At 69.0% G+C, this 24,876-nt stretch carries 25 protein-coding genes and 1 tRNA gene; 11 read left to right on the top strand and 15 right to left on the bottom strand.

Annotation, left to right across the window (positions count from 1 at the left end):
* Positions 1-13 precede the first annotated feature (13 nt).
* The 4 genes from AB0B61_RS24325 to AB0B61_RS24310 form a co-directional block, all read right to left on the bottom strand.
* On the bottom strand, positions 14-1,855 hold the full coding sequence (locus AB0B61_RS24325; protein WP_358435798.1) for a hypothetical protein: 1,842 nt from the start codon (positions 1,853-1,855) through the stop codon (positions 14-16).
* The gene (locus AB0B61_RS24320; protein WP_358435796.1) at positions 1,852-2,985 is read right to left on the bottom strand and encodes a gala protein; all 1,134 of its coding nucleotides are present in this window, start codon (positions 2,983-2,985) and stop codon (positions 1,852-1,854) included. Before AB0B61_RS24320 ends, AB0B61_RS24325 begins: the two co-directional genes overlap by 4 nt.
* Entirely contained in the window at positions 2,985-4,523 is a 1,539-nt protein-coding gene (locus tag AB0B61_RS24315; RefSeq protein ID WP_358435794.1) for an SDR family NAD(P)-dependent oxidoreductase, read from the bottom strand. The genes AB0B61_RS24320 and AB0B61_RS24315 overlap by 1 nt, the downstream gene beginning before the upstream one ends.
* A 21-nt stretch (positions 4,524-4,544) precedes the next feature.
* Positions 4,545-4,616: transfer RNA gene (locus AB0B61_RS24310), tRNA-OTHER, on the bottom strand.
* Positions 4,617-4,716: 100 nt separating this feature from the next.
* Between AB0B61_RS24310 and AB0B61_RS24305 the strand changes: the two genes are divergently transcribed.
* A complete protein-coding gene (locus AB0B61_RS24305) occupies positions 4,717-6,378 on the top strand; it encodes an alpha-amylase family protein (protein WP_358435792.1) in 1,662 nt (553 codons plus the stop codon).
* Between the two features lie 53 nt (positions 6,379-6,431).
* The gene (locus AB0B61_RS24300; protein WP_358435789.1) at positions 6,432-8,174 is read left to right on the top strand and encodes a 5'-nucleotidase C-terminal domain-containing protein; all 1,743 of its coding nucleotides are present in this window, start codon (positions 6,432-6,434) and stop codon (positions 8,172-8,174) included.
* A gap of 93 nt (positions 8,175-8,267) precedes the next feature.
* Here AB0B61_RS24300 and sigJ read toward each other — a convergent pair whose 3' ends face one another.
* Complete coding sequence (sigJ, locus tag AB0B61_RS24295) at positions 8,268-9,176, bottom strand: RNA polymerase sigma factor SigJ (RefSeq protein WP_358435787.1); 909 nt, start codon at positions 9,174-9,176, stop codon at positions 8,268-8,270.
* A gap of 207 nt (positions 9,177-9,383) precedes the next feature.
* On the opposite strand from sigJ, the gene AB0B61_RS24290 reads away from it, so the two are divergent.
* From AB0B61_RS24290 to AB0B61_RS24275, 4 genes are all read left to right on the top strand, one after another.
* The gene (locus AB0B61_RS24290) at positions 9,384-9,977 is read left to right on the top strand and encodes a dihydrofolate reductase family protein (RefSeq protein ID WP_358435784.1); all 594 of its coding nucleotides are present in this window, start codon (positions 9,384-9,386) and stop codon (positions 9,975-9,977) included.
* Positions 9,974-10,894, top strand: a complete 921-nt coding sequence (locus AB0B61_RS24285; protein WP_358435781.1) for an NAD(P)-dependent oxidoreductase — start codon at positions 9,974-9,976, stop codon at positions 10,892-10,894. Before AB0B61_RS24290 ends, AB0B61_RS24285 begins: the two co-directional genes overlap by 4 nt.
* An 18-nt stretch (positions 10,895-10,912) precedes the next feature.
* A complete protein-coding gene (locus tag AB0B61_RS24280) occupies positions 10,913-11,221 on the top strand; it encodes an antibiotic biosynthesis monooxygenase (protein WP_358435778.1) in 309 nt (102 codons plus the stop codon).
* Positions 11,222-11,371: 150 nt separating this feature from the next.
* A complete protein-coding gene (locus tag AB0B61_RS24275; RefSeq protein WP_358435775.1) occupies positions 11,372-12,427 on the top strand; it encodes a nuclear transport factor 2 family protein in 1,056 nt (351 codons plus the stop codon).
* A 29-nt stretch (positions 12,428-12,456) separates the two neighbouring features.
* Here AB0B61_RS24275 and AB0B61_RS24270 read toward each other — a convergent pair whose 3' ends face one another.
* Together AB0B61_RS24270 and AB0B61_RS24265 are read right to left on the bottom strand one after the other, a co-directional pair.
* Positions 12,457-12,924, bottom strand: coding sequence for an NUDIX domain-containing protein (locus AB0B61_RS24270; RefSeq protein WP_358435772.1), 468 nt, complete (start codon positions 12,922-12,924; stop codon positions 12,457-12,459).
* A gap of 252 nt (positions 12,925-13,176) precedes the next feature.
* Entirely contained in the window at positions 13,177-13,620 is a 444-nt protein-coding gene (locus AB0B61_RS24265; protein ID WP_358435770.1) for an ATP-binding protein, read from the bottom strand.
* 182 nt (positions 13,621-13,802) lie between these two features.
* On the opposite strand from AB0B61_RS24265, the gene AB0B61_RS24260 reads away from it, so the two are divergent.
* The 4 genes from AB0B61_RS24260 to AB0B61_RS24245 all read left to right on the top strand — a co-directional run bounded on the left by AB0B61_RS24260 (position 13,803) and on the right by AB0B61_RS24245 (position 15,755).
* Positions 13,803-14,624 (top strand): helix-turn-helix transcriptional regulator, encoded by an 822-nt coding sequence (locus tag AB0B61_RS24260; RefSeq protein ID WP_358436356.1) that lies wholly within the window; start codon positions 13,803-13,805, stop codon positions 14,622-14,624.
* Entirely contained in the window at positions 14,617-14,835 is a 219-nt protein-coding gene (locus AB0B61_RS24255) for a DUF397 domain-containing protein (protein WP_358435767.1), read from the top strand. The genes AB0B61_RS24260 and AB0B61_RS24255 overlap by 8 nt, the downstream gene beginning before the upstream one ends.
* Positions 14,836-15,029: 194 nt before the next feature.
* On the top strand, positions 15,030-15,491 hold the full coding sequence (locus tag AB0B61_RS24250; RefSeq protein WP_358436353.1) for a SigE family RNA polymerase sigma factor: 462 nt from the start codon (positions 15,030-15,032) through the stop codon (positions 15,489-15,491).
* 54 nt (positions 15,492-15,545) lie between these two features.
* On the top strand, positions 15,546-15,755 hold the full coding sequence (locus tag AB0B61_RS24245; protein WP_358435764.1) for a hypothetical protein: 210 nt from the start codon (positions 15,546-15,548) through the stop codon (positions 15,753-15,755).
* Positions 15,756-15,763: 8 nt separating this feature from the next.
* On the opposite strand, the gene AB0B61_RS24240 is transcribed toward AB0B61_RS24245, so the two are convergent.
* The 6 genes from AB0B61_RS24240 to AB0B61_RS24215 form a co-directional block, all read right to left on the bottom strand.
* Positions 15,764-16,003 carry a helix-turn-helix transcriptional regulator gene (locus tag AB0B61_RS24240; RefSeq protein ID WP_358435761.1) on the bottom strand — a complete coding sequence of 80 codons (240 nt, stop codon included), beginning with the start codon at positions 16,001-16,003 and terminating at the stop codon, positions 15,764-15,766.
* Complete coding sequence (locus AB0B61_RS24235; protein ID WP_358435759.1) at positions 16,003-16,494, bottom strand: DUF2975 domain-containing protein; 492 nt, start codon at positions 16,492-16,494, stop codon at positions 16,003-16,005. Before AB0B61_RS24235 ends, AB0B61_RS24240 begins: the two co-directional genes overlap by 1 nt.
* Positions 16,495-16,585: 91 nt before the next feature.
* Positions 16,586-17,326, bottom strand: a complete 741-nt coding sequence (locus AB0B61_RS24230) for a cytochrome d ubiquinol oxidase subunit II (RefSeq protein WP_358435756.1) — start codon at positions 17,324-17,326, stop codon at positions 16,586-16,588.
* A gap of 9 nt (positions 17,327-17,335) precedes the next feature.
* Entirely contained in the window at positions 17,336-18,586 is a 1,251-nt protein-coding gene (locus AB0B61_RS24225) for a cytochrome ubiquinol oxidase subunit I (RefSeq protein WP_358435753.1), read from the bottom strand.
* Positions 18,587-18,682: 96 nt separating this feature from the next.
* Positions 18,683-19,351: a response regulator transcription factor gene (locus tag AB0B61_RS24220; protein WP_358435750.1), complete on the bottom strand. Its 669-nt coding sequence runs from the start codon at positions 19,349-19,351 to the stop codon at positions 18,683-18,685.
* 24 nt (positions 19,352-19,375) lie between these two features.
* The gene (locus AB0B61_RS24215) at positions 19,376-20,494 is read right to left on the bottom strand and encodes a sensor histidine kinase (protein WP_358435747.1); all 1,119 of its coding nucleotides are present in this window, start codon (positions 20,492-20,494) and stop codon (positions 19,376-19,378) included.
* A 65-nt stretch (positions 20,495-20,559) separates the two neighbouring features.
* On the opposite strand from AB0B61_RS24215, the gene AB0B61_RS24210 reads away from it, so the two are divergent.
* Positions 20,560-20,778: a hypothetical protein gene (locus AB0B61_RS24210; protein WP_358435744.1), complete on the top strand. Its 219-nt coding sequence runs from the start codon at positions 20,560-20,562 to the stop codon at positions 20,776-20,778.
* Here AB0B61_RS24210 and AB0B61_RS24205 read toward each other — a convergent pair.
* Positions 20,775-21,788, bottom strand: a complete 1,014-nt coding sequence (locus tag AB0B61_RS24205; RefSeq protein ID WP_358435741.1) for an acyl-CoA desaturase — start codon at positions 21,786-21,788, stop codon at positions 20,775-20,777. The two genes, AB0B61_RS24210 and AB0B61_RS24205, sit on opposite strands and share 4 nt — an antisense overlap.
* A 162-nt stretch (positions 21,789-21,950) precedes the next feature.
* Positions 21,951-24,854 carry a BTAD domain-containing putative transcriptional regulator gene (locus AB0B61_RS24200; protein ID WP_358435739.1) on the bottom strand — a complete coding sequence of 968 codons (2,904 nt, stop codon included), beginning with the start codon at positions 24,852-24,854 and terminating at the stop codon, positions 21,951-21,953.
* Positions 24,855-24,876 lie beyond the last annotated feature (22 nt).

The following is a 24,876-nucleotide window of genomic DNA, read 5'->3' as shown; positions in this document are numbered from 1 at the left end:
ACGGCGTTCACTGTTACTCGGTGAGTTCCGGATGCTCGAGTTCGATCCGATCCGCGATGAAGTCCAGGTCATCGCGATCGAGCAAGGTGAGCAGGCGGTGGAGCGAGATGGGCTCGCCGTGGATCTCGCCGGTCAGGTCGATCCGTGCCCCTGCGGTGAGCAGTGCGTGGACGAGCGCCACCGAACCGTCCCCGCAGATCGCGGAGAACAGCGGCGTGCGCTGGTCCTCGTCCCTGGCGTCGATGTCCAGGCCCACCGCCAGGAGCCGCCCGAGCAGACCATCATGGTCGAGGTGTGGCAACTGGTGGGCCGGCTCGCGCTTTGGACGGCCGTGCACCCTCGGATCGGCGCCGGAATCGAGCAGGTGCAGCATGTGGAGCAGGGTGCGTTGTCGGCCATCACGGACGCGTGGATCCACGCCGGCGTCCAGCAGCTGTAAGACTCCCGGGAGGTCGCCGTGCTGGGCCCGCGAGAATAGCTCCCCTCGCTGGTCGCGCAGGGCCTTGGGGAGCCGTCCGGTTCCGGACGTCCACGTGTGCCGTACGGCGAAGCATCCGGCGATCGCGCCCCCGAACGCCCGCATGGCGGCCTCCCGCTGCTGCTCCTCCGCACTGTGGGGGATGTGAAGGACGCCGTCACCGAAGGACACCTCGTGCCACTCGCCGCGGCAGCGGATCCGGGCCGGCTTCGGGAGTTCCGGCTCGGACGGCCCGGCAGGAACGCCGTGCACGGCGCGGCTGGGGAACAGGGCCTCGCGTACGAGCGGATGGAGCCGCTCCGGCGGATAGCCGTCCCGCAGCAGGTCAAGGTCGGGCAGGCGGCGCCAGCACGCTTCGGGGAGCACCGTGTCCGCGGGCTCCGTGCCCATCTCGAATTCGACGAATCGGACGCGCAGCCCCGCATCCGATCCGTCGGTCTCGAAGAGGACCGCCGCGTACTGCCGGTAGGGAAGCCAGAAACGGTCCGTTCCCGCTGAGGCCGCAAGGCGACGGATCTCCGCCTCCACCCGGGTCAAGGCAAGGGGCATCCGCGCGAGAACGTTGAGCGGATCAACGCGATTCACCCCGTAATAGGGTTCGACCTCAAGCGGCGCGGCGTCCAGATCGATGCCGGCGGCTGCGAACGCCGCTTCGACCTCGCCACGTTCGTGCAGCAGCGTGACCCACTCGGTGAGCGACGCCGGGTCGGCGCGGCCGGGGTCGGCCGTGGGAAGCTCTTCCGCCCCGCGCGGCGTGCCGTCGCTGTGGAAGAACGGCGCCCGAGCCTTGTCGCCGCCGCAGCGTTCACGCAGGTCGTCGGTATGGCGGACATCCCACAGGTGACGCGACGAGCTCCAGTTCTGGACGACGTCGCGCCAGAACGCGCAGTACGCCAAGTCGGTATCCAGATAGGTGTCCTGGTGGTGAACCGGCCCGACGTGCAGGTGCAGCCGCTGCGGGCCGTGGACCATCCAGCGAGGCGTCTGGAGGTACAGGTACGGGGCGTCTGAGGCCCCACCCAGCCGCCCTAGGACCATCAGCTGGTCGGGCACGATCGTCGTACGCCCGCGGTCCAGGCGGGGCAGGTGCCAGCGCAGCAGGTCCGGGGCGAAGTTGCACAGGTCGTCTTCGAGTGCCGTGGCGACGGCGTCGCCGTGCGCGTTCGCGATGTCGGCCAGGTCGAACGCGACATCGACGTTGGCGGCGGCGCAGGCGCCACGCCAGTCGCCGGCGAGCCGTCGTTCGGTCGCCTGATCGATCATCCACGAGGGCACCGCGTACCGCCGGATCCGCCGTAACCGGGACGCCTCGTGCGGCGGATACGAACGGGACGGCGTACGAGGTGGCAGACCGGCCGGTGGGAGCGCCGCGCTCACCGGTAGAGGCTCCCGATCGCGTGCAGGTCCGGATGGGTCCGGGCGGTGGGACGCAGCCGTGGCGCCAGCGCACGCTTCACCTGGCGGGGCACGCCGGGGCCGAACCCGACGTATTCCAGACGGGTGTCGTCGGGAACGGCGGCCAGCAGGGCCTTGGCGCCACGGCCGGTGATCCCGGTCCGGCGCAGCTCCAGCCGGCGCAGGGGGCTGCCGGGCAGAGCCGCGGCCAGCACGGCCGCGCCCGTGTCTCCGGTGACGTTCGGGGGTGCGCCGAGGCTCCGCTCCGATGGCGGACGTCCCAGGTCGAGTGCCTCGATGCCGCCGAGCGCGTCGGCCAGCGCGCGGGCGCCGTCCGGCCCGATGCCGTTGCCACCGAGGCCCAGGCGCACCGGCCGGGCGGGGTCGGCCGCCGCGGCGAGCGTGGCCGCACCGGCGTCGCCGAGATGGTTCGCCGGAAGGTAGAGCTCGCGTACCCCGGCGTCCCGGATCAGCGCGGCCAGCAGGTCGCCGGACTCCGAGCCCAGCCCGTTGCCGCCCAGAAACAGCCGTTCGACCGGATTCGGCCGCTCGGTGAGCACGACCAGCAGCGCCCGCAGCCCCTGCCGCGTGAGCCCGGTGTTGACCAGGTCGAGCGTGCGGATCGTGGTGTTCTGGCGCAGCATCGCGGCGAGGGCGAGGACTCCGTCGTCGCCCACCGGGTTCCGCTTGAGCCAGACGGCGCGCACGGTGGTGTCCGTGGCCAGCCGACCGGCGAGCGCCTCGGCGCCCGCCGCGTCGATGCGGTTGCAGCCGAGGTAGAGAGTCTCCAGGCCGTGGCCGGGAACGAGCGCGTCGGCGATGGTCCGGGCGCCATCGTTGCCGATGGCGTTGGTGCCCAGCAGCAGATGGACGGCATGCGGCGAGGCCACCGCGGCCGGGAGCAGCCGCGCCGCGCCAGCCGGGCCGAGGCCCTGCTTGCACAGATCGACTCGGCCATCGGGCCGTACGGTGCCGAGCGGGAAGGTCTCGTCGGCCGCCACCCGGGTCGGTTCGGCCAGCCGGGCGACCAGCGGACCCAGGTCCGCCGGATCGGCCGGCGGCACGTCAACGTGCTCGATCGCGGGGCAGCGTACGGGCGTCGGCTCCATCATCACCAATCCACCGGTCGGTAGTCCTTCAAGAACAGGCCGGACATCCGGTTCCCGCCCACACCGCGCACGATCGGGTCGTAGACCCGGGCGGCGCCATCGATGACGTCCAGCGGCGGGCGGAATCCCGCCTCCCGCTGCGCGGTCTTGTCCGGATGAGGGCGTTCGTCGGTGACCCAGCCGGTGTCGACGCTGTTCATGTAGATGCCCGAGGCCGCGTAGTCCGCGGCGGCGGTGCGGGTCAGCATGTTCAGGGCGGCCTTGGCCATGTTGGTGTGCGGATGGCGGACGGTCTTCTGCTCCCGGGAAAAGCTGCCCTCCATCGCCGAGACCTGTACGACGTACCGGTCCGGCCACGGCGAGGCCTCGAGCAGGCCGCGCAGCCGGGACGTCAGCAAGAACGGCGCGAAGGAGTTCACCAACTGGACCTCCAGCCATTCGGCCGGGTCCACCTCGTGCAGCCGGAGACTCCAGCTGTTGCGATCGCGCAGGTCCAGCGGCTGACCGGTCTCGTCCGTCCGCCCGGCGGGGAACAGCTCCTCCAGGGTGTCCCGCCGCGTGACGGCCTGCCCAGAGTCCGAAAGAGCCGCGATCGCCGGCGCGGGCACCGGCCGCGCGGCGACGGCGGGCGTGACCGTCCCCAACACATCCGCCACGTCGATCCGCGCGGCGACGGCGGGCGCGACCGTTCCCGACACGTCCGCCACGTCGATCCGCGCGGCCAGCCCGCTCAGCGGCGCGCACTCCGCCGCGCGCACCTCACGGTGGTACGCGCCGGGTCGGCGGATCGTCTGGGCCGCATTGTTGACGAGGATGTCGAGATGACTGAAACGCCGCTGAACGGACTCCAGCAGACCCGCGACGGACGCCAGGTCGAGCAGGTCCACCCCGTGGACGTGTACCCGGTCCAGCCAGGCTTCGGCGTCGGGCACGGCCGCGAACCGACGGGCGGCATCCCGCGGGAAGCGGGTGGTGACCAGGACGTCCGCGCCGTCGCGCAGCAGCTTCAGCGTCAGCTGGAAACCGATCTTCACCCGCCCCCCGGTCACGATCGCCCGGCGGCCACGTAGATCGCAGTGAGCGTGCCGGCGGGCCAGGTTCTCCTCGGCGCAGTCCGGGCACAGCAGGTGGTATTCCGGATGTACCTGCTGGTAGGCGGACTTGCAGACATAACAGCGTCGCGTGCCCACCAGCGGGCGCCGGGTCGGCGCGTCACCCTGGGGGCCCGTCGGGGCTGCCGGCGGGACGAGCGCGGGGGATGGATCCTGCTCTCGATAGCGCGCCGTGGCCGCCGTCGCCTCGTGGTCGCGTCGCCTGCGCTCGGCGTGCCGCGACGCCTTTCGGGTCTTCTTCCCCGCCCGGTACAGGTGCGCCGCGGCCTCGTGCACGGCCGCCCATCGGGGATCAGCCGGATCCGCGGCGCGTGCCTGGGCCAGCACCCGCAGGCAGGTCTCGACCTCAGCCGGGTTGGGGAGGGTTCCTGATTCGGGCGGCGGTGTGCCGGTCAAGTCAGGATCGACGACCGACACCCACACCCCCACCGATGACGTCCACGATTAGGGCAAGGCTGGTCGGATTCGAACCGACGTCCTCCAACCTGCTGTAAGGCGCGACGACCTCTGCGCTACAGCCTTGCCGCTGGAGATCTTAGCGACAATGGCCACTACGGGTGTATGGGACCTGTCCGGCGTATGCGTCTGAATGTGAGCGCCGCCGCTGGGTAGCGGTGGCGTCATGCGACTGACCTACACGTCTGATCTGTGGTGGAAGAATGCCGTCGTCTATTGTCTCGACGTCGAGACGTTCAAGGACGGGAACGACGATGGGGTCGGCGACTTCCGGGGGCTCACGCAGGAGATCGACTACCTGGCGGGGCTCGGGGTCACCTGTCTGTGGCTGATGCCGTTCTTCCCCACCCCCAACAGGGACGACGGCTACGACATCACCGACTTCTATGCCATCGACCCGAGGCTCGGGACGCTGGGCGACTTCGTGGAGTTCATGCGCACCGCCAAGGACCGCGGCCTGCGGGTGATCGCGGACCTGGTCGTGAACCACACCTCCGACCAGCATCCCTGGTTCATCGAGTCGCGCTCCAGCAAGAAGTCGCCCAAGCGCGACTGGTACGTCTGGTCGGACAAACCGGAACCCGACGACCCCAAGCAGGTGGTCTTCCCCGACAAGGAGGACAGCATCTGGCAGCTCGACACCTCCACCGGCCAGTACTACCTGCACAGTTTCTACCGCCACCAGCCCGACCTGAACGTCAGCAACCCCGAGGTCCGCGATGAGATCGCCCGGATCCTGGGCTTCTGGATGGAGCTCGGGCTGTCGGGGTTCAGGGTCGACGCCGTGCCGTTCCTCATCGAGAACGTCCAGCCCCAACTGGCCGACCCGCACGAGTTCCTGGCGGACCTGCGCGCCTTCATGACCCGGCGCGAGGGCGCCTCGGTGCTGCTCGGCGAGGTCAACCTGCCCTACAAGGGCCTGCTCCCGTACTTCGGCGACGGGCTCGGCGACCAGCTCACCATGTGCTTCGACTTCATCGGCATGCAGCGCGCATGGCTGTCGCTGGCGCGCGGCGAGGCCGGGCCGCTCGCCGACGCGCTCAGCTCTCGCCCCAGACCGCCCAAGGACTGCCAGTGGGCGATGTTCCTCCGCAACCACGACGAGCTGACGCTGGACAAGCTCACGGACAAGGAACGCCAGGAGATCTTCCAGGCGTTCGGCCCCGAGAAGGACATGCAGATCTACGGCCGTGGCCTGCGCCGACGCCTGCCGACCATGATGGGCGGGGACATACGCCGCATCAAGATGGCCTACAGCCTGCTCTTCTCCCTTCCCGGCACCCCCGTCATGTTCTACGGCGAAGAGATCGGCATGGGCGAGAACCTCAAGGCGGAGGGCCGCATGGCCGTACGGACGCCGATGCAGTGGTCACCGGACGGCGGCTTCTCCCGCGGCACCCCCGAACGCGAGATGCCGGAGGCCGCCTTCGCTCCCGCTCGCATCAACGTGGCCGACCAGAAGCGGGACAATGACTCGTTGCTGCGTTGGTTCCAGCTGCTCATCGAGCGCTACCGGGAGTGCCCCGAGCTGGCCTGGGGCGACTGCACGGTGCTGGAGACGGCCGATCCGGCGATCCTGGCGCACCGCTCCGACGCCGACGGCGCCACGGTGGTGGCGATCCACAACCTCGGCGAAACCGCCCAGGACGTGGAGCTGAAGCTGGTGGGCCTGGAGACGCACACGCTCACGGACCTCCTGGTGGACGGGACGCTGGAGGTCTCGGAGGAGGGCGTGGCCCGGCTGACGATGGACCCGCACGGCTGCCGCTGGCTGCGCGCCTCCCCGAAGGAGATCCCCGCCGAGGACGCCTCGGTCAAGTCCCTCTGACGTGACGGGGGTCCGTAATCCATGGGTTACTTGCCGCAATTACTGTCCACGCCATGCACACCATGAAGCTGGGGGCCGTCGCGCTGACCGCGCTGGCCCTGATGGGCGTGCCCGCGAACGCGACCGGTGACAAGACCGTCACCGTCACCGTGATGGGCACCTCCGACCTCCACGGCAACGTCCTCAACTGGGATTACTACAAGGACGCGGCCTACGCTGACAGCGCCGGCAACAACGTCGGCCTGGCCAAGGTGTCGACGCTGGTCAACAAGGTGCGAGCGGAACGCGGCGCCGGCCGGACGCTGCTGTTCGACTCGGGTGACACCATCCAGGGCACCCCGCTGGCGTACTACTACGCCAAGGTCGAGCCGATCACCAGGAACGGCCCGGTTCACCCGATGGCCAAGGCGATGAACGCCATCGGCTACGACGCCGTCACCCTGGGGAACCACGAGTTCAACTACGGCCTGCCCCTGCTGGCCACCTGGATCCACCAGATGAAGGCCCCGGTGCTCGGCGCGAACGCCGTCAGCGCGAAGACCGGCCGGCCCGCCTACCTGCCGTTCGTGATCAAGACCATGAACGTCAAGGGCGACAAGCCGGTCAAGGTGGGTGTGCTCGGCCTGACGAACCCGGGTGTCGCGATCTGGGACAAGGCGAACGTCGAGGGCAAACTCCGCTTCACCGACCTGGTGGCGTCGGCCAAGAAGTGGGTGCCGATCATCCGTGGCCTGGGCGCCGACGTGGTCGTGGTGACGGCGCACGCGGGCGACAACGGCATGTCGTCGTACGGCGGTGACCTGCCCGTGGAGAACGCCTCCGCGATGGTCGCCGAGCAGGTGCCGGGCATCGACGCGGTGCTGTTCGGGCACGCGCACAACGACGTGGCCCAGCGGTTCGTCACGAACCAGGCCACCGGCAAGCAGGTCCTGCTCACTGAGCCGAGCAAGTGGGGCCAGCGCCTCAGCGTGATCGACTTCCAGCTCGCCAAACAGCGCGGCAGATGGACGGTCACCGGCAAGTCCTCGGCCACGCTCAACACGAACACGGTCGCCGAGGACCCGAAGATCACGGCCCTGCTCAAGCCGCAGCACGACGCCACAGTCGGCTACGTCAACAAGGTCGTGGCCAAGTCGTCGGAGCAGCTCTCGGCCGCCGAGTCCCCCTACAAGGACACCCCGATCCTCGACTACATCCAGCAGGTCCAGGTCGAGACCGTCAAGCAGGCGCTGCCGGACAACCAGCTCCCGGTCCTGTCGATCGCCGCGCCGTTCAGCCGGACCGCCGTCTTCCCCGCCGGCGACATCCGGGTCCGTGACGTGGCCGGGCTGTACGTGTACGACAACACGCTGCTGGCCGTGAAGCTGACGGGCGCCCAGATCAAGGACTACCTGGAGTACTCCGCCAAGTACTTCAACCAGCTGGCTCCCGGCGACCCGGTGGACGTCGCCAAGCTCACGAACGCCGGCAACACGCCGGACTACAACTACGACCAGCTGTCGGGCGTGTCGTACGACATCGACATCGCCAAGCCGGTGGGCCAGCGGATCGCGAACCTCACCTACGAGGGCGCGCCGGTGCCGGCGGACAAGGAGTTCGTGGTCGCGATCAACAACTACCGGCAGTCGGGCGGCGGCGGGTTCCCGCACGTCGCGGGCGCGCCGGTCCTGTACAACGCCCAGGTGGAGATCCGCCAGGCGCTGATCGACTACGCGACCGCGAAGGGCACGATCAACCCGTCCGACTTCGCCGCCGCCAACTGGCGCCTGACGCGTGACGGCGCGCCGGTCTTCTGACGTACGGCTCTTCTGACGCACGGGCTCTTCTGACGTACGGCTCTTCTGATGTACGGCGAGCAGCGGACCGGCGGGCTGAGGCGTGAACGCGCCTCAGCCCGTCGTCCAGCGACGCAGTTTGTCGGGATTGCGGACCACCCAGATGCGCTTGATCCGGTCGTCCACGACCTCGAACGCGTACACCGTCACGGTGGTGCCGTTTTCCTGAGCCACCAGACCGGGCTGACCGTTGACCGTACGTTCCAGGAACGTCATGTTGCTCATCACCCGGCCGGCGAGCTCGATCCAGGCGTGCGCGATCCGCTCGCCGCCTTCGATGGGGTGCAGGAAGGTGACAGCAGAGCCGCCGCCGTCGGCGATCGCCGTGGCGTCGGGGTCGAGCAGGCCGATGAGGGCGTCGATGTCCTTGGCCTGCCATGCCTGCTTGAAGTCCCTGACGACGCCCGCGCGCTGGGCCGCCGGAGTCGCGGAAGGCCGCGCGGCCCGGATACGGCGGCGGGCCGAGGAGGCCAGCTGGCGACAGGCCGCCGGCGTACGGCCGACGATCTCGGCCACCTCGGCGAAGGAGTGGCAGAAGACATCGTGCAGGATGAACGCGACGCGCTCGGCCGGGGTCATCGACTCCAGTACGACCAGGAAGGCCAGGTTGACCGACTCATCCAGGGTGACCCGGTCGGCCGGGTCGACCATGGTGTCGCTCGTGACCCACTCCGTACGTTCGGGCAGCGGCTCGGGGAGCCATTCGCCCACGTAGGTCTCTCGCCGTGACCGGGCCGAGCCGAGCAGGTTGAGGCAGATGCGGCTGGTGACCGTGGTCAGCCAGGCACCGGGGGATTTGATGGCGTCCTGCTGCTGCCGGGTCATGGCGTACCAGCGGGTGTAGGTCTCTTGGACGGCATCCTCGGCCTCGGCCAGGGAGCCCAGGAGCCGGTAGGCGACATTGATCAGCTGACGCCGCTCGCTCATGATCGCGCTCAGTCCCGGATCGGGTGGGGTGGTCATGGTGTAGCCGGCTCCCTTGGTCGCATCTGCCCTCACCAGTTTCGACAAGACAGCGCACCGGAATGTGAGGTCATGGTACGTGGCCCCGGCACGTGGTGCCCGCGTACCCGGCACGTGGCCGGCACGGATGCCTCCCGCCCCGCCTGAACGGCAGGCTCGATACCGAATCGCCGGCTTCCCCAAGCCAGCTGATCCGGAAGGAAAGACATGAGCAAGGTCATCAGCGCCCACGCCGTCTCGGTCGACGGCTACATCACCGGCCGCGACCCCGGCGCCGGACGCGGCCTCGGCGACGCGAACATGCTGTTCGACTGGTACTTCAACGGCGACACACCCAGCCAGACGTTCGACGGATTCAAACTCAGCGAGCCCAGCGCCCGCCTCTTCGACGCCGCCGCCGCACGAGTGGGCGCGATCGTGGCCGGCCGCAACACCTACGAGGACTCCGACCACTTCGGAGGCGGCAGCCCGCACCCGGCAGCCCCGCTGATCCTCCTCAGCCACCGACCGGCCCCGGAAATCACCGAGCGGCAGACCCTGATCACCACCGGCATCCAGGACGCCGTCTCGGTCGCCCGCCAGTTCGCCGACGGCAAGGACGTCGGCCTCATGGGCGGCGGCGTGCTGGCCGCCGCGCTGGAAGCGGGCCTCGTCGACGAAGTGATCCTCCACCAGGTGCCTGTCCTGCTCGGCGCCGGCCGCCCCTTCTTCCAGGAGCTCCCGAAACACGTGCACCTCCGCCTCCTGGAGGCCATCCCGGCACCCGGCGTGACCCACCTGCGCTACGAGGTGGCTCGATGATCCTCATCACCGGAGGGCTGGGCATGATCGGCGCCCACACCGCCCGCGCGCTCGTCGATCTCGGCCACGAGGTCGTGGTGACCGCACACCGCCGCACCGAGGTCCCGTCGTTCCTGGCCGGCCGGGTCACCGTGGAATCCCTGGACGTCACCGACCGGGACGCCTTCCTCGCCCTCGCCGATCGCCACGACATCAGCGACATCGTCCACCTCGCCGGCAGCATCCCCGACAAGGACCCGGTGGGCTTCTTCCGTACGGACACGATCGGCCTGCTCAACGCGCTGGACGCCGCCCGCGCCTGGGGCGTGCGCAGGTTCGCCGTCGCCAGCAGCCTCGGCGTCTACATCGGCGCGGCCGAGACCCGCTGGCACGAAGAGCTCGCGCTGCCCGCCGCCGACCTGCCGCACCTGATCATCGCCTTCAAGAAGGCCGTCGAGCCGCTCACCACACACAGCCTCCAGGGCAGCGGGGTCCAGCCGGTCGTGCTCCGGATCGGGAGCATCTGGGGACCGCTGATGGACCCGGAATCGCCGTTCAACCCCATCCCGCCGTACATCAACGCCGCGCTGCGCGGTGAACAGCCGCAGCCGCTGTACGCCGACGACGGCGGCGACAGCTGCTACGCACCCGACGCCGGGCGCGCCATCGCCCTGCTGATGACCACGGAAACCCTGCGGCACACCACCTACAACGTCTCCAGCGGCCGGCCGTTCACCAACCGCGAGCTTGCCGACGCCGTACGGGCGATCACCCCCGGCCCGCCGCCCGACCTCCTGCCCGGACGGCGGAACGGCCCCGGCGACGACCCCTACCTCGACACCACCTGGCTCACCCACGACATCGGCTTCGCCCCGGCCTTCGACCTCGCCACGGCGGTCGCCGACTACGTCGCGTGGCGCGCCGCCAACCCCCGCTGAAATCCGCAGGAGCATCTGATGTACGGAGCACTCGTCAGGTTGGTCGTCAAACCAGGGAAGCGATCGGAGTTCCTGGAGTTCGCACGCTGGAACGCTCGGGTGGTCAGGGATTCCGAGCCGGACACGCTGCGACATGACGTGTGGGAGGTCGAGGCGGAACCTGACGTGGTGTACGTCTACGAGGTCTACAAGGACGAGGCCGGCTTCGAGCGCCACATCAAGAACGAACCGGTGCAGAAGTTCGGTGAGATCATGAATGACCTGATCGAGGGCTGGACCATGGTCATCCCCTTCGGACACAGCGCCGTGTCGAATCTGGACGAGTGACGTGGCGCGGTTGCGATCAACTCCTGGCTCACCTGGTGCCGCACCATCAAGCGCCTCACATTCAGCGGGGTTGCGTTGTCGAACTGCTGAGATGAACACACAACCCAGGAAGCCGTCGTACACCGGCTTCGAGGCAACCAGGAGATATCGATGAGTGACTTTCAGGCCATCGCTGACCGCGTCGAGATCGAGGCGCTGCGCGCCGAGTTCACCGACGCGGCGATGATGCGCGACCGCGCCCGCCTCGCGTCCCTGTTCACCCACGATGGCGCGCTGCGGATGCCCAACATCCCCGCCGAGATGGTCGGCCGGGAGCAGATCCGCTCCGTGGGCGAGCGACTGCAGAGCCAGTGGGACTTCTTCGTGCAGAACACGCACCCGGGCGCGATCCAGCTGGACGGCGACACGGCGACCGGCCGCGCCTACATGCAAGAGCTCGCACGTACCCTCGACGGCCGCGAGGTGCTGAACTACGCCGTCTACCACGACCGCTACCAGCGCACCGGTGAGGGCTGGAAGTTCAGCGAGCGGGTCTACGAGGTCAGATACCTCGACACCACCCCACTGGCAGGCGGGGCGCCCGTTGACCCGCAGGCAACACCGTTCGCCGACCAGGCGTCCGAGCAGCGCCTGGAGCGGACGGCCGCCGCGCTGACCGCACACGGTTTCACCGTGGAAATCCTCGACGACGCCGCCGCCGCGCGTACCCGCGTCAAGGATCTGATCCCGGAGGGCGCCAGCGTGTTCACCGGGGCCAGCGAGACCCTCCGCCTGTCCGGCATCGATGAGGACATCAACACCAGCGGGCGGTACGAGTCCGTCAAGGCACGCAGCACGACCATGGACCGCGCCACCCAATCGGCCGAGATCTGGCGGATGATCGCCTGCCCCGACGTCATCGTGGGCAGCGTCGCCGCGGTCACCGAAACCGGATCCCTCGTGGCCGCCTCGGCCAGCGGAAGCCAGTTGGCCGGCTACTCGGGCGCCGCGCCCCGCGCGATCTGGATCGTCGGGGCCCAGAAGGTGGTCCCCGACCTGAGCACCGCGCTGCGGCGCGTCGAAGACCACTGCCTTCCGCTGGAAAACGAGCGCGCCATGAAGGCCTACGGGCGGCCCAGCGCTCTGAACCGCCTCCTCATCCTCAACGCGGAACCCCACCCAGGGCGCGGCACCGTCCTGCTGCTCCGCGAGGCCATCGGATTCTGAACCACCAGGAGCCGTCATAATGCACGATTTCACCAGTCGAGAGCGACGGGCCGTTCGTGCCGCACTCCTTGGAGCAGGTCTTTCAGTAGAACGCCGAGACCGGGCGGAAAGACCCGCTCCGTGGTCGTATCGAGTTCGGTCGCGGTCCACCATCGGTGCCCGAATCCGTCATCTCCAGATCCGGAAACCTCCGCCGTTGAGACTCGGGCGAAGAAGTATGTGTGAACGGTGTAGTGGCGGCTTCCTTGAACGGACCACTCTCCCTCGTTGACGGCTACCGGTTCGCCCAGTACTTGGCGCGTGATGATGAAGCCGGTCTCTTCGTACACCTCTCGACAGGCCGCTTCCACCGCTGATTCGCCTGGCTCGATCCCGCCGCCAGGTATGTGCCATGCGAGCTCGTGGGGCCAGGGGTCGGGCGGGACGAAGCGGAACATCAGCACGCGGTCGGCGGGGTCAACGAGGATGACACGTGCCGTGGGGCGCTTCGTGATCATTTCTCCGAGGCTACCTGCAACCCGGCGAAGGTTTCCGGTCACGGCATTAGCAGGCGTGACGGCGCCGTCCCTCCAGATTTCGCCGCCACGCCTGTTCTACCGGGCTCTTCCGGACAACAATCCCATCCAGATCGCCCGAGCCTCATTGATCGGCCGGATAGAGCTCTCCTGTACTTCGTGCCTGCGGTCGCGTTGGATGGTCCGGCGGATGAACCTCTTGCCCCGCCCAGCATCGGCCCAGGTGCGCGCCTATCAGGTGTGGGGGTCTATGGGAATGCGGGCTTGAACCATGCGTTCATGCCTCTCCGTCAGGCTCGTATCCCAGGCGCCGTGGCAAATATGATCAACGATCTGTAGCCCCCTACCTCCCACTACGAGACCGCTCAAGTCCCGCGAGTCTGTCCGGCGCCGTCGCGGATATTCGGTGGGATGACCAGGATCCGTCACTGTCACGCGGACAGACGCTGGATCCATATCGATGCTGAGCTGAACCCACTCCCGACCCGGGAGGAAATGTGCATGCGTCACGGAGTTGGTCACCAATTCGGAGACCACCAACACGACATCCTCCAGCAGATCACTTTTCAGCCCCAAGCCGAGGGCCGACCATATGCGCACGATTTGGCGGGCTTGACGTGGAGTGTCGGGGCTGGCGCGAAGCAACGTCCGGTGTACTTGGGGGCTATGTGCATACATGGATCCACCCTGGGTGAGGACATACCTGGGGCATCGGGACTTACAGCCCCACGATTTCGGTAGGCCCTTTCACAATGGCGTTCTATCCCTGTCCAGTCATCAAAAGTAGGCGTACAGTTCCTTCCGGATTCATCGCTTAGCCGTAAGTGGGGGAGTACGGGCAGAGGGTCGAAAGGGTTGTTATGGCCGAAAATGGGCAGGATTCTGGTAGGAAGGCATGGAAGGAATTCGCCTCCCGCCTACGTTCGTTCCGGACGGAACAAGGGTTGAGCCAAGAGCGTCTAGCGGAGCGACTCCCCTACAGCGAGAGCGCTGTGGGGCACGTTGAGCGCTTGATGCGCAAGCCGAGCGAAGCGCTGACACGAGAGATCGAGAAGGCTCTTGGCCTCCACGGGCAGCTCCTGGAGCTCCTCCCGCAGATCCACAACTCTCTCGGACCGAAGTGGTTCCAGGAGTGGCCACGTGTAGAGGCCGCCGCGCACACCATACGTACCTCGGAGCCGATGATCATTCCTGGCCTGCTCCAGACAGAAAGATACGCTAAGCGAGTCTTCCTCGGTAAGCCAGGCGCGACAGAGGATGAAGCCGAGAAAGCGGTACAGCTTCGAATTCGACGGCAGTCTGTATTTCTCCGTAAGCCACCTCCGATGTATTCGACGCTGGTCGACGAAAATGTTCTTCACCGACCGGTGGGCGGAAACGAGGTGATGCGCGAGCAGCTGGCGAAAATCCTGGAGATCCTCAATCCTCCTTACATCACAGTCAGGGTGCTACCCCTTGCGGCAGGGCTGACCACGGGCCTGATGGGCGCGTTCGAGGTGGCTACTCTGAGAGACGGCGGACCTGATCACGCCTACATTGAGAGCGTCGAGGAAGGTCGAGTAACCAATCGCACTCAGACCGTGCAAGCGCTTATTGTGCGATGGGATGCCCTGTCCAACATGGCGCATCCCGTTGACGCCAGCAGGGAGATCATACGCGAGGTGATGAGCCGCTATGAGTAACGCAACAGGTCTGCCGGTAGGAGTCTGGACCAAGGCGAAAGCGTCGGGCGACAACGGCGGTAGCTGTGTCGAGGTGATGCGGCGCGCTGATGACTCGGTTCTGGTGAGGGACACCAAGGATCACGGATCGGGGCCCGTTCTGGCGTTCACTCACGCAGAGTGGTCAGCCTTCCTGGACGGGGTCGGCAAGGGAGAGTTCGACCTCCCCTAGCTCACTTTTCGTAGAAGGGGTCCGGCTTGAGTCGGACCCCTTTCGCCTGCCCGAGATCCTTACGCCGAAAGTATGGGAGGCATCCGTACAAAAGGGGAGCGCGGCGCTTGCCACTGGGGATGGAGTCGGGCAACCAGACCAGAGCGCAACAGCCGTAAGCCTGGAGCGCTGTAGCGTTCTGGCGTGACCAGGCGCTGACGCGCAGCGCGTACCTGCTCACGGGAGACGCACACCTGGCCGAGGACCTGATGCAGAGCGTCCTGCTCAAGGTCGCCGGGCACTGGCCTCGGCTGGTCCGGCAGGGCACCCCCGTGGCTTACACCCGCAAGGCCATGATCAACCAGTACATCTCGTGGCGGCGGCGCAAACAGCCGGAGGTGTCCGACATCGACCCGCCGGAGCGCGGGCACGCGCACGGCGACGCCACGGTCGATCGCATCGTCCTGCGTCAGGCGCTCGCCAGGTTGACGCCCCGGCAGCGCGCTGTGATCGTGCTGCGCTTCTACGAGGATCTCAGCGAGCGGGAGACCGCTGAGATCCTCGGCTGTTCGCTCGGCACGGTCAAGAGTCAGACCCACCACGCGCTCGGCCGCCTGCGTGCGCTCACGCCCGAGCTGTCGCAATTGTTTGCAGAGATGAAGGAGGTGCGCCGATGAACGGGCTACGCGAGGCGTTGCATGAGGTGCACGAGCACGGCCACCATCCGTGGCTTGCCGAAAGAAGCGGGCATGCACACCCTCGGCGCCTGGCTGAACGCGGCCGAGGTCACGCTCGCCATCTTCCCCTCGGACGATTGGCGGGATCAACGTCAGATCACCTACGCGGTGAACGTGCGGACCGGCCAGGTGAGGAAGCTGGCCGTCTACCGTCCCCAGGCCGCGATGCACCTGGTCCTCCCCGGGGCTCCCCCCGCGGCGTGAGGAGTCGCTCAAGGCTGCCCCTGGGCCACGCGGCCCGGGGGACCCTCGGTCTCCCAGCGCAGTAAGTCGCCCGGCTGGCATTCGAGCACCTCGCAGAGTGCGGCGAGCGTCGTGAAGCGCACCGCCTTGGCGCGGCCGTTCTTGAGTACGGCCAGGTTGGCGGGCGTGATCCCGATGCGGTCCGCGAGCTCGCCCACGGACATCTTCCGCTTGGCCAGCATCACGTCGATGTCGACGACGATCGGCATCAGATCATCTCGTCCAGCTCGGCCTGCATCTGCGTCGCTTCACCGTCGCGCGCGACGGCCTGGGCGAGCAGCACCCGCAGCACGCGCACGATGAGCGCGACCCCCAGGATGGCCAAGCCGATCCCGCCCATGATGAGCGTGACGCCCGGGTCGTCCCGCTGGCCCGGCGCGTTGATGATCGTGACCGCGAACCACACGAGGGCGGCCGCCACGATCGCGCCGATCACGATGTCCACGTACCGGAAGGCGGCGTGGGAGAACACGGTTCCGCGTCGCACCATCGTCACCAGCCGCCATACGCAGACCAGGGCGACCTGGACCGACACCATGCCCAGAATCGTGATCAGGCGCAGCGGGGTCAGCGGGAGCGACCCGTCCTCCGGGTCGTTCCCGCTGATCAACGTCCACACCATCAATACCTGTATGAACACGGTGCCGGTGAGCACCACCGCGAGCACGGCGCGCAGCGCATGCACGGTCAGCTTTCCCATGACCCTTCCTTCCATCGAGTTGCGATGGGAATCTATCGAGTTTCGATAGGTTAAGCAAGGGTCGGGCCCGAGGATGGCCTCGTACCCCCGGTTACAGGTACGACGGGCCCGTCACCCGGTGACGGAAGGTCCACCAGACCCACGCCTGTGAGGCCACCAGGAGCGGGATCATCGTGAGGATGACCGGCACCAGGAGCGCGCCCGAGGTGCCCGGGGCCAGGGGGAGCCGGAAGCCCGCCAAGACGCCGATCGCCACGAGGGCCGTCGCCGTCAGGGCGTACGTGCGGCCCTCGCCGGTGCCGCCGGACAGCACCGCCGCGCGCTCGCGCAGTACGCCCCGCAGCCGCAGCGCAGCGAACGACAGCCCGTGCGTGGCGAACAGCGCGGCCACCAGCAGGGCGGGCAGCAGCGCGAGAGGCCCGTGGATGCCGAGCAGTACGTCGCTGAGCAGCGAGCCCCAGCTCAGCGCCAGCCCCCAGCTGCCCGCCACGACGGCGCCGTCCCAGAACCCCTGCCACCGGACGCCGGCCAGCCGCCCGCGCAGCCACAGGCCCATGTCCCGGATGACCCAGGTGAGCAGCAGCGCCACGACGAGCGAGTAATTGCCGCTCAGCAGCGAGCCCTCCAGCTCAGGGAAGAGTCCGGCGAGCACCCCGGCGGTGGCCACCAGCCACACCTCGTTGCCGAGGAAGAACGGCGCGATCGCGGCGATCGCCTCACGCCGCCCGGCCAGGGTGCGGCCCAGGTACGGCAGCACCATGCCGACGCCGATGTCGGCTCCGGCCAGTACGAGGTAGCCGATGGCGAAGAAGGCCAGGATAAGGATCTCCATGACGGCTCCTCAGAAGGTCAGTACGGGGGCGACGGTCTCGAGCGGGCGGTCGCCCAGCGCGACGGCATCCGGCCCCTTGCGGGCAGTCCTGGCCAGCAGCCAGTAGTTGATCAGGATGAGTACGGCGAACACGGTGACGAACGCGGTCAGCGAGAACCTGATCTGGCCGTACGACACCGGTGACATGGCGTCGGCGGTCTTCAGCAGGCCGTACACGGCCCAGGGCTGACGGCCCATCTCGCGGAACAGCCAGCCGGCGATCATGGTCACGAACGGGACGGGGATCAGCGCGGTCAGCAGCCAGTGCCACGGCCGGAAGCTCCGTACGGCCGGCCGGATCAGCATCAGCAGGAAGCTCGCCCCGGAGATGAAGAAGAGCAGCGCGAAGAGCGACATCATGATGATTCCGGAGGTGCGCACCCACTCCAGCGACGGCAGGTAGTCACCCGGACCGTACATGGCCACCATGTCCGCCTGCGCCTCGGCCAGCCGCCGCGCGCTACCCGACCAGGCGGCCAGCTTCGTCGGCTGCAGCGTGTCGAAGCCGATTCCGCCGAACGTCGCGGTGAACAGCGTCGCGGGCAGCGCCACGCCGATCCCGATGCGCAGCGACTTGCGGAAGAAGTCCTGCTCGGCGGTGCGCTTGGCCAGGTGGTACGCGCTCACTCCGGCCATGAGGAAGCCGCCGACGACCAGCGCGCCGCCGCCGATGTGGAAGAAGGCGACCAGCGCCGCCGGATTGGCCACCAGCGCGCCGAAGTCGGTGAGGTGCAGGACGCCGTCCTTGAGCTGGTAGCCCACCGGGTTCTGCAGGAAGCCGTTGGAGATCAGGATCCAGAACGCCGAGGCGTAGGCCGTCAGCGTGACGACCCAGATCAGTGCCAGGTGCGCCCAGCGGTTCAGCTTGTTCCAGCCGAAGATCCACAGGCCCAGGAAGGTGGACTCGATGAAGAACGCCACGATCGTCTCGATCGCCAGGGACGAGCCGAACACGTTCCCGGCGAACTCGGTGAGGCCGCTCCACGACAGCCCCAGCTGGAACTCCATGACGAGCCCGGTGACGATGCCCATCGCGTAGTTGATGATGTAGAGCTGCCCCCAGAACCGCGTCATCCGCATGTGCACCGGGCTGCGGGTCAAGGTGGCCCAGGTCTGGATGACGGCCACCAGCGTCGCCAGGCCGAGGGTCAGCGCGACGAACAGGAAGTGCGCCCCCGCGGTGAGGGCGAACTGCAGGCGGGCGAGGTCTACGGTCTCCATGGTCAGAGGTTCCGGCCAAGGTCATCCGCGCCGCGTCATGCTGGGGCGGGCACCTGCCGTACACCTGTGGTGTCAACAGGCCGCTCCCCGTACAACTCAGGGAGTAAGCCAGCCTGGGGTGATCATGCCGGCCTCGTAGGCGAGCACCACGAGCTGCGCCCGGTCGCGCGAGCCGAGCTTGGTCATGATGCGGCTGACGTGCGTCTTGGCCGTGGCCGGGCTGAGCACCAACCGGGCCGCGATCTCGTCGTTGGACAGCCCGGCCGCGACCAGCGCCATGACCTCGCGCTCGCGCTCGGTGAGCGCGTTGAGCCGGGGACCCGGCTCCGGGCGCTTGACCCGGCCCGCGAACTCGGCGATCAGCCGCCGGGTCACCGAGGGCGCGATCAGCGCGTCGCCCCTGGCCACCACGCGCACCGCGTGGATCAGCTCGGCCGGCTCGGTGTCCTTGACCAGGAACCCGCTGGCGCCCGCCCGGAGCGCGCCGTAGACGTAGTCGTCGAGGTCGAACGTGGTCAGGATGATCACCTTGACGCCGTCGAGCCGCGGATCGGTGACGATCACGCGGGTCGCCTCCAGGCCGTCCAGCTCGGGCATCCGGATGTCCATCAGCACCACGTCGGGCCGCAGCTCCCGGGTCTTGGCCACGGCCTCGGCGCCGTTGGCCGCCTCGCCGACCACCTCGATGCCGTCCTCGTCGCTCAGGATGGACCGGAACCCCGCCCGTACGAGGTTCTGGTCGTCGGCGAGCACCGTGCGGATCATCGCACTCCGTTCAAGAAGCAGAGGTCAAGCGTTCAGCGGTAGGTGGGCGACGACCTGGAAGCCGCCGTCAGGCCGGGGGCCCGCCTCCAGTGTGCCGCCCAGCGCGGTGGCGCGCTCGCGCATGCCCTGCAGCCCGAACCCGGTCCCGCCGGTGAACGTCGCGCCCGGCCCGTCATCCTCCACGCGGATCACGATATGTCCGGACTCGTGGGTGACGGTCAGCCGAGCCGTATCGGCTCCCGAGTGCCGGGAGACGTTCGTCAAGGCTTCCCTGATGATGCGCGCCGCGGCCAGGTCCACCTCGGCCGGCACCTCGTCCAGCCGCCCGGACAGCTCGGTCCGTACGTCCAGCCCCGACCCCGCGACCAGCGCCTCCATCCGGGCCAGGCTGTCGGCGGGCGCGGTCGGCGCGTCCTCGTCCACCTGCCGCAACACCCCGAGCGTGGTACGCAACTCGCGCAGCGTCTCCTTGCTGGCCTCCTTGATAGCCCGGAGCGCGGCCTCCGCGTCGTCCGGCCGCTTCTTCAGCCCGTGCAGCGCCGCCGCGGCCTGCACGTTGATCATCGAGATGTTGTGCCCCAGCAAGTCGTGCAGCTCCCTGGCGATGCGCAGCCGTTCCTCGCTCGCCCGCCGCCTGGCCTCCTCCTCCTTGCCGTGCAGGGCGTCGAGCACGCGCTGCTCGGCCTCCCAGAGGTAGGCGCGCCGGTTGCGGGTGACGCCCCCACCGGCGACGGCGGCCACCACCCAGCCGAGGATCATCATGAACATACTGTCGTCCACATGCCTGGTCCCGCCGGTCTCGCCCAGGCCCATGGCCAGCATCGTGGTCGCGCCCGCGGCGATGGCGGCGATCAGGTGGCCCAGGTCGGCGGCGGTGTAGAGGACGACGAACGCCATGATCAGGATCGGCCCGTCGAGCCGGGCGAAGGGGTAGTAGAACGCGACGGTCGCCAGCACGACGATCATCGCCACCACCGGGTAGCGGCGCCGGGCCAGCACCCCGGCACTGGCCACGAGCGGCAGCACGATGTCCAGCGCGTTCGGTGTCAGGGCGGGCTGGAAGAAGGAGGTGGCGACCGTACCCGCCAGCGTGACGATGATCACCGCCACCGACACGATGGTGCTGGCCGACAACCTGCGCATGGGGCCCATTCTGTACGGCGCCCCCCACGGGTGGCCAACCGCCCCGCAATGGGTAGAGCCGGAGCATGAGCGAAGAAGACGACTTGCGACACGTCGAAGAGGACCTGGCCAGGCTGCGAGCCGAGACCAAGGACCTGCGCGACCAGATCCGCGACATGGGCGCCACCGACCAGGTGGAGATCAGCGCGATGATCGGCATGGCGGACGAGCAGGAAGAGCTGATCGCGGAGCTGGAAGGCCGCCGAGACGAGCTCCTCCGGCGTCTCAAGGGCGCCAGTGGTTAGCGCAGGGACGCGCCCACTTCGTGCAGGTGCCCCAGGGCCTGCCCGTACGAGGTGATCAGACCCGTCTCCAGGTAGCTGACCCCCAGGTCGGCGCAGTACTGCCGGACGATCGGCTGGGCCTTGCGCAGGTTCGGCGACGGCATGTTCGGGAACAGGTGGTGCTCGATCTGGTAGTTGAGCTGCCCGAGCGCCACGTCCACGAACACGCCGCCCTTGACGTTGCGCGAGGTCAGCACCTGCTTGCGGAGGTAGTCGAGCTTGTCCTCCTTGGTGAGGATCGGCATGCCCTTGTGGTTCGGCGCGAACGTGCTGCCCAGATAGACACCGAACAGCCCCTGGTGCACCACCAGGAAGAGCAGCGCCATGCCGAACGGCAGCACGGCGAAGATCAGGCCGAAGTAGCAGGCGAAGTGCGCCAGCAGCAGCGCCCCCTCCGCCCTGCGGTGCTTCGTCGTCGGCTGGAACACCGCCTTGACGCTGGCGATGTGCAGGTGCCACGCCTCCAGCGTGAGCAGCGGGAAGAACCAGTACGCCTGCCACTTGGCGATGAACCTCGGCAGCCCCCGGCTCCGCTCCACCTGGCCGGTCGACCAGACGATCACGGCGGGCGAGACGTCGGGGTCCTCGTCCTCGTGGTTGGGGTTGGCGTGGTGGCGGTTGTGCTTGGTGTTCCACCAGCCCCAGCCCAGGCCGATGCCGAAGTCGCCGATGATCAATCCCAGGATGTCGCTCGCCTTGCGGGTCCTGAAGACCTGCCGGTGGCCCAGGTCGTGGGCGACGAACCCGATCTGCGCGGAGGCCACGGCGAGCGCGACAGCCACCAGCAGCTGCCACCATGAGTCGCCGACCCACACGAACAGCGCCCATAGACCGACATAAGCGGCCAATACCAGGGTCAACCGCACGGCGTAGTAGACGGGACGCCGGTCCAGCAGTCCGGCGTCCTGGATTTGTCGGGCCAGTTTGGCGAAGTCACTACCACGGGTTTCGAGCGTGCCTGTATCGGCCACCGGTCTCCTCACTTAGAGGTGGAAGTTACCCCCACCCGGCGCATTCTCCGCGATAAGGAGAGATCACGGCTAGTGCTCCGCCATCGCGCCTGCTCAGTAGACTGCCCAGTATGGTTCATGCCAAGCCATGCTCGGCGCGGTGACGGCGGCTGACGGAGACTTTCACGGGGACGACAGCGCGTACCTCTCCGGGTTGGGGATCGCCGCACCCCTGACCAGGGCCTCAGCGTAGCGCTCCGCACCCAGCGCCGCCCGGCACCGCCCGGCCAGCGCGACCACGAACGGATCGGCCGACTCGGTGCTCCCGCGCAACTCCCGGGCCGCCCCCAGCAGCTCGGCAGCCATCAGTGGGTCGCGGTGCTCGGCCACGCCTTCGAGCACGGTCGCGCGAGCCGTCCGGTCCTCGCAGGTGGCCATGAGCTCCAGCGCCCTGCGCGACGGCTCGGCCGACTCGGCCACGCGGGCCAGCTCGACGTTCATGAACGCCCTGAACTGGGGAGGCGCGTCGATGTCCATGGCCAGGGCGCCACGCAGCAGCCGGGCGGCCTCACCCGCGTCACCGGAGCGCCGGGCCAGCTCGGCTCTGGCGTGCGTCACCCGGGCGATGGCCAGCCCGTCCTCGGAGCGCAGCGCCGCCTGCCAGGCCCGCTCCAGGGTGGTGGCGGCGCCCGCGTGGTCGCCGGTGCGCATCATGAGCTGGCTGAGCCGCAGCAGGAACATCATCGGCCCGAGCGGCGCCCCCAGCCCGCCCAGCTCCGTCGCGATCGACTCCGGCTCCTTGGCCAGGGCCAGCGCGCGGGCGAAGTCGCCGCGGTTCTCGGCGGCCAGCGACAGCCAGAAGTAGGCGGTCCACTGCCCCCAGCGGTCGCCGGTCCCGCGCAGCCCGTCGAGCGCCGGCTCCAGCAGGGCCTCGGCGCCGTCGACCGCCCCGTACTCGAACCGGACGATGCCCGCCACCAGCAGCGCCGTCGACCTGGTCCACGTGTCGGGATGATCACGAAGCCGCTGGGCGGCCGCCTCCGTGAGGGCCACCACGTCGCGCGGCGGCCCCATGGCGCTGCCCAGCGCCCACGAGTGCAGCGCCGCCGGATGGTCGGACTCCCGGACCGCCCGGCTCGGCTCGGCGCCCGTGGCGGCCATCATGCACAGTCCGTGGGCCAGCTCCCGCCCGGCGGGCGGAACGTCACCGACCCTGCGCAGTACGGCGGACGCGGTCGCGATGACCTCGTGGCGCCGCCCGCGCATGATCCACGGCCACAGCCTGGGCAGGATGACCCGGAGCGGGTCGTCGGAGTGCCGGAGCGCCGCGTCCAGGTTGCCCTGCTCGGCGTCGAGCACGGCCAGCCACTTGACCTGCTCACCCGTCCGCAGGTGCGGATCGGCGGCCTCGGCCAGCTCGGCGTAGTAGCGGGCGTGCGCCTGCCTGAGCTCCGACAGATCAGCCGTGGCGCTCTCCGAGAGGTCGCCCGAGATGGTCTGCGGGCGGTCGTCGGTGACGTACTGCCTGATCGTCTCCAGCATGGTGTAGCGATCACCGGAGAGCGCGATCAGCGACTTGTCGACCAGCGAGGACAGCAGATCGAGGTCACCGCCGCAGACCCGGCCGATCGCCTCGGCCGTCGCCCCGCCGGAGAACACCGACAGCCCCCGCAGCAGCTCCCGCTCCTCTCCCGACAGCAGGTTCCAGCTCCAGTCGATGACCGCGCGCAGCGTGCGGTGCCTGGGTTCGGAGGTACGGCTGCCGCGAAAGGCCAGCCGGTCGCCGAGCTGCTCGACCAGCATGGACACCGACATCGTCCGCAGCCGGGCGGCGGCCAGTTCGATGGCCAGCGGGATGCCGTCGAGCTCGCGGCAGATCCGCGCGGCCTCGGCCGGGCCCAGGCTCAGGTCGGGACGGGCGGCGGCGGCGCGGTCGCGCAGCAGCTCCACGGCGGGCTCCTCCGCCAGCGGGAGTACGGGGTGCAGGCTCTCACCGGGGATGTTCAGCGGCTCCCTGCTGGTGGCGATGACCCGCAGCCCGGCCACCTCGCCCAGCAGCCACTGAGCCACCCGCGCGGCCTCGTCGATCAGGTGCTCACAGTTGTCCAGCACGATCACCGGCGACGTGCCGAGCAGCGCTCTGACCAGGTCGGACGTCTTGAACACGGCCTCCAGCGCGGCCCGCACCCCGGCCGCCGGGGCCAGCTCGACCAGCCACACCCCGTCGGGCACGCGCAGCGTCGCGGCGGCCTCGACGGCCAGCCGGGTCTTCCCCGCCCCGCCGGGCCCCACGAGGGTGATCAACCGGGCGCCCGTCAGCGCCCGTCCGCCGCGGCCGACGAAGAGCGCCCGGAGGCGGGCGAGGTCGTCGCCGCGGCCGACGAAGCTGGTCAGCCGGGCGGGCAGGTTGCTCCTGGGCTCCGGCTCCTCCTCACGCAGCGCCGCGAGGTGCGCCTCCCGCAGCTCGGCCCCCGGATCGACGCCCAGCTCGTCGGCCAGCCGCGCCCTGATCCGCTCGAAGACCTCCAGCGCCTGTCCACGCCGCCCGTCCGCCACCATGGCCCGCATCAGCAGCGCGTGGAACGGCTCGCGCAGCCGGTGCTCGGCGACCAGCTCCTCCAGCTCCGCCACGACATCGCCGCCCGCCGCCAGGTCCGCCGCGATCCGGCCGGCCAGCGCCGCCAGCCGCAGCTCCTCCAGCCGGGCGGCCGGGGCCAGCGCGAAGGGCAGGTCGGTGCCGCCCAGCGCCGGGCCGCGCCAGAGCGCCAGAGCCGCGTGCGCGTCGCCCGCGCGGGCCAGCCGCTCGAACGCCTGCGCGTCCACCTCATCGGCCGGTACGTCGAGCAGGTAGCCGCTCGGATGGGAGGAGATCAGCCCCGGAGCCTCCCTGCGCGCCCTGGACACCAGCGACTGCAGCGCGGCCATCGGATGCTCGGGCGGCTCACCCGGCCACAGGTCGTCGATCAGCCGGTCATTCGTCACCACCCGGCCGGGATCGAGCGCCAGCCGGATCAACAGCGCCCGCACCCGCGCGCCGCCGACCGCGGCCCCCGCGATCTGGAGCGGCCCCAGGATCCCGATCCGCATCCACCCTCCAACAAAGGGCCGC

The organism is Nonomuraea sp. NPDC049158 (genome assembly GCF_040648335.1).
GTDB lineage: Bacteria > Actinomycetota > Actinomycetes > Streptosporangiales > Streptosporangiaceae > Nonomuraea.
This window is presented reverse-complemented; position numbering and strand designations above follow the sequence as displayed.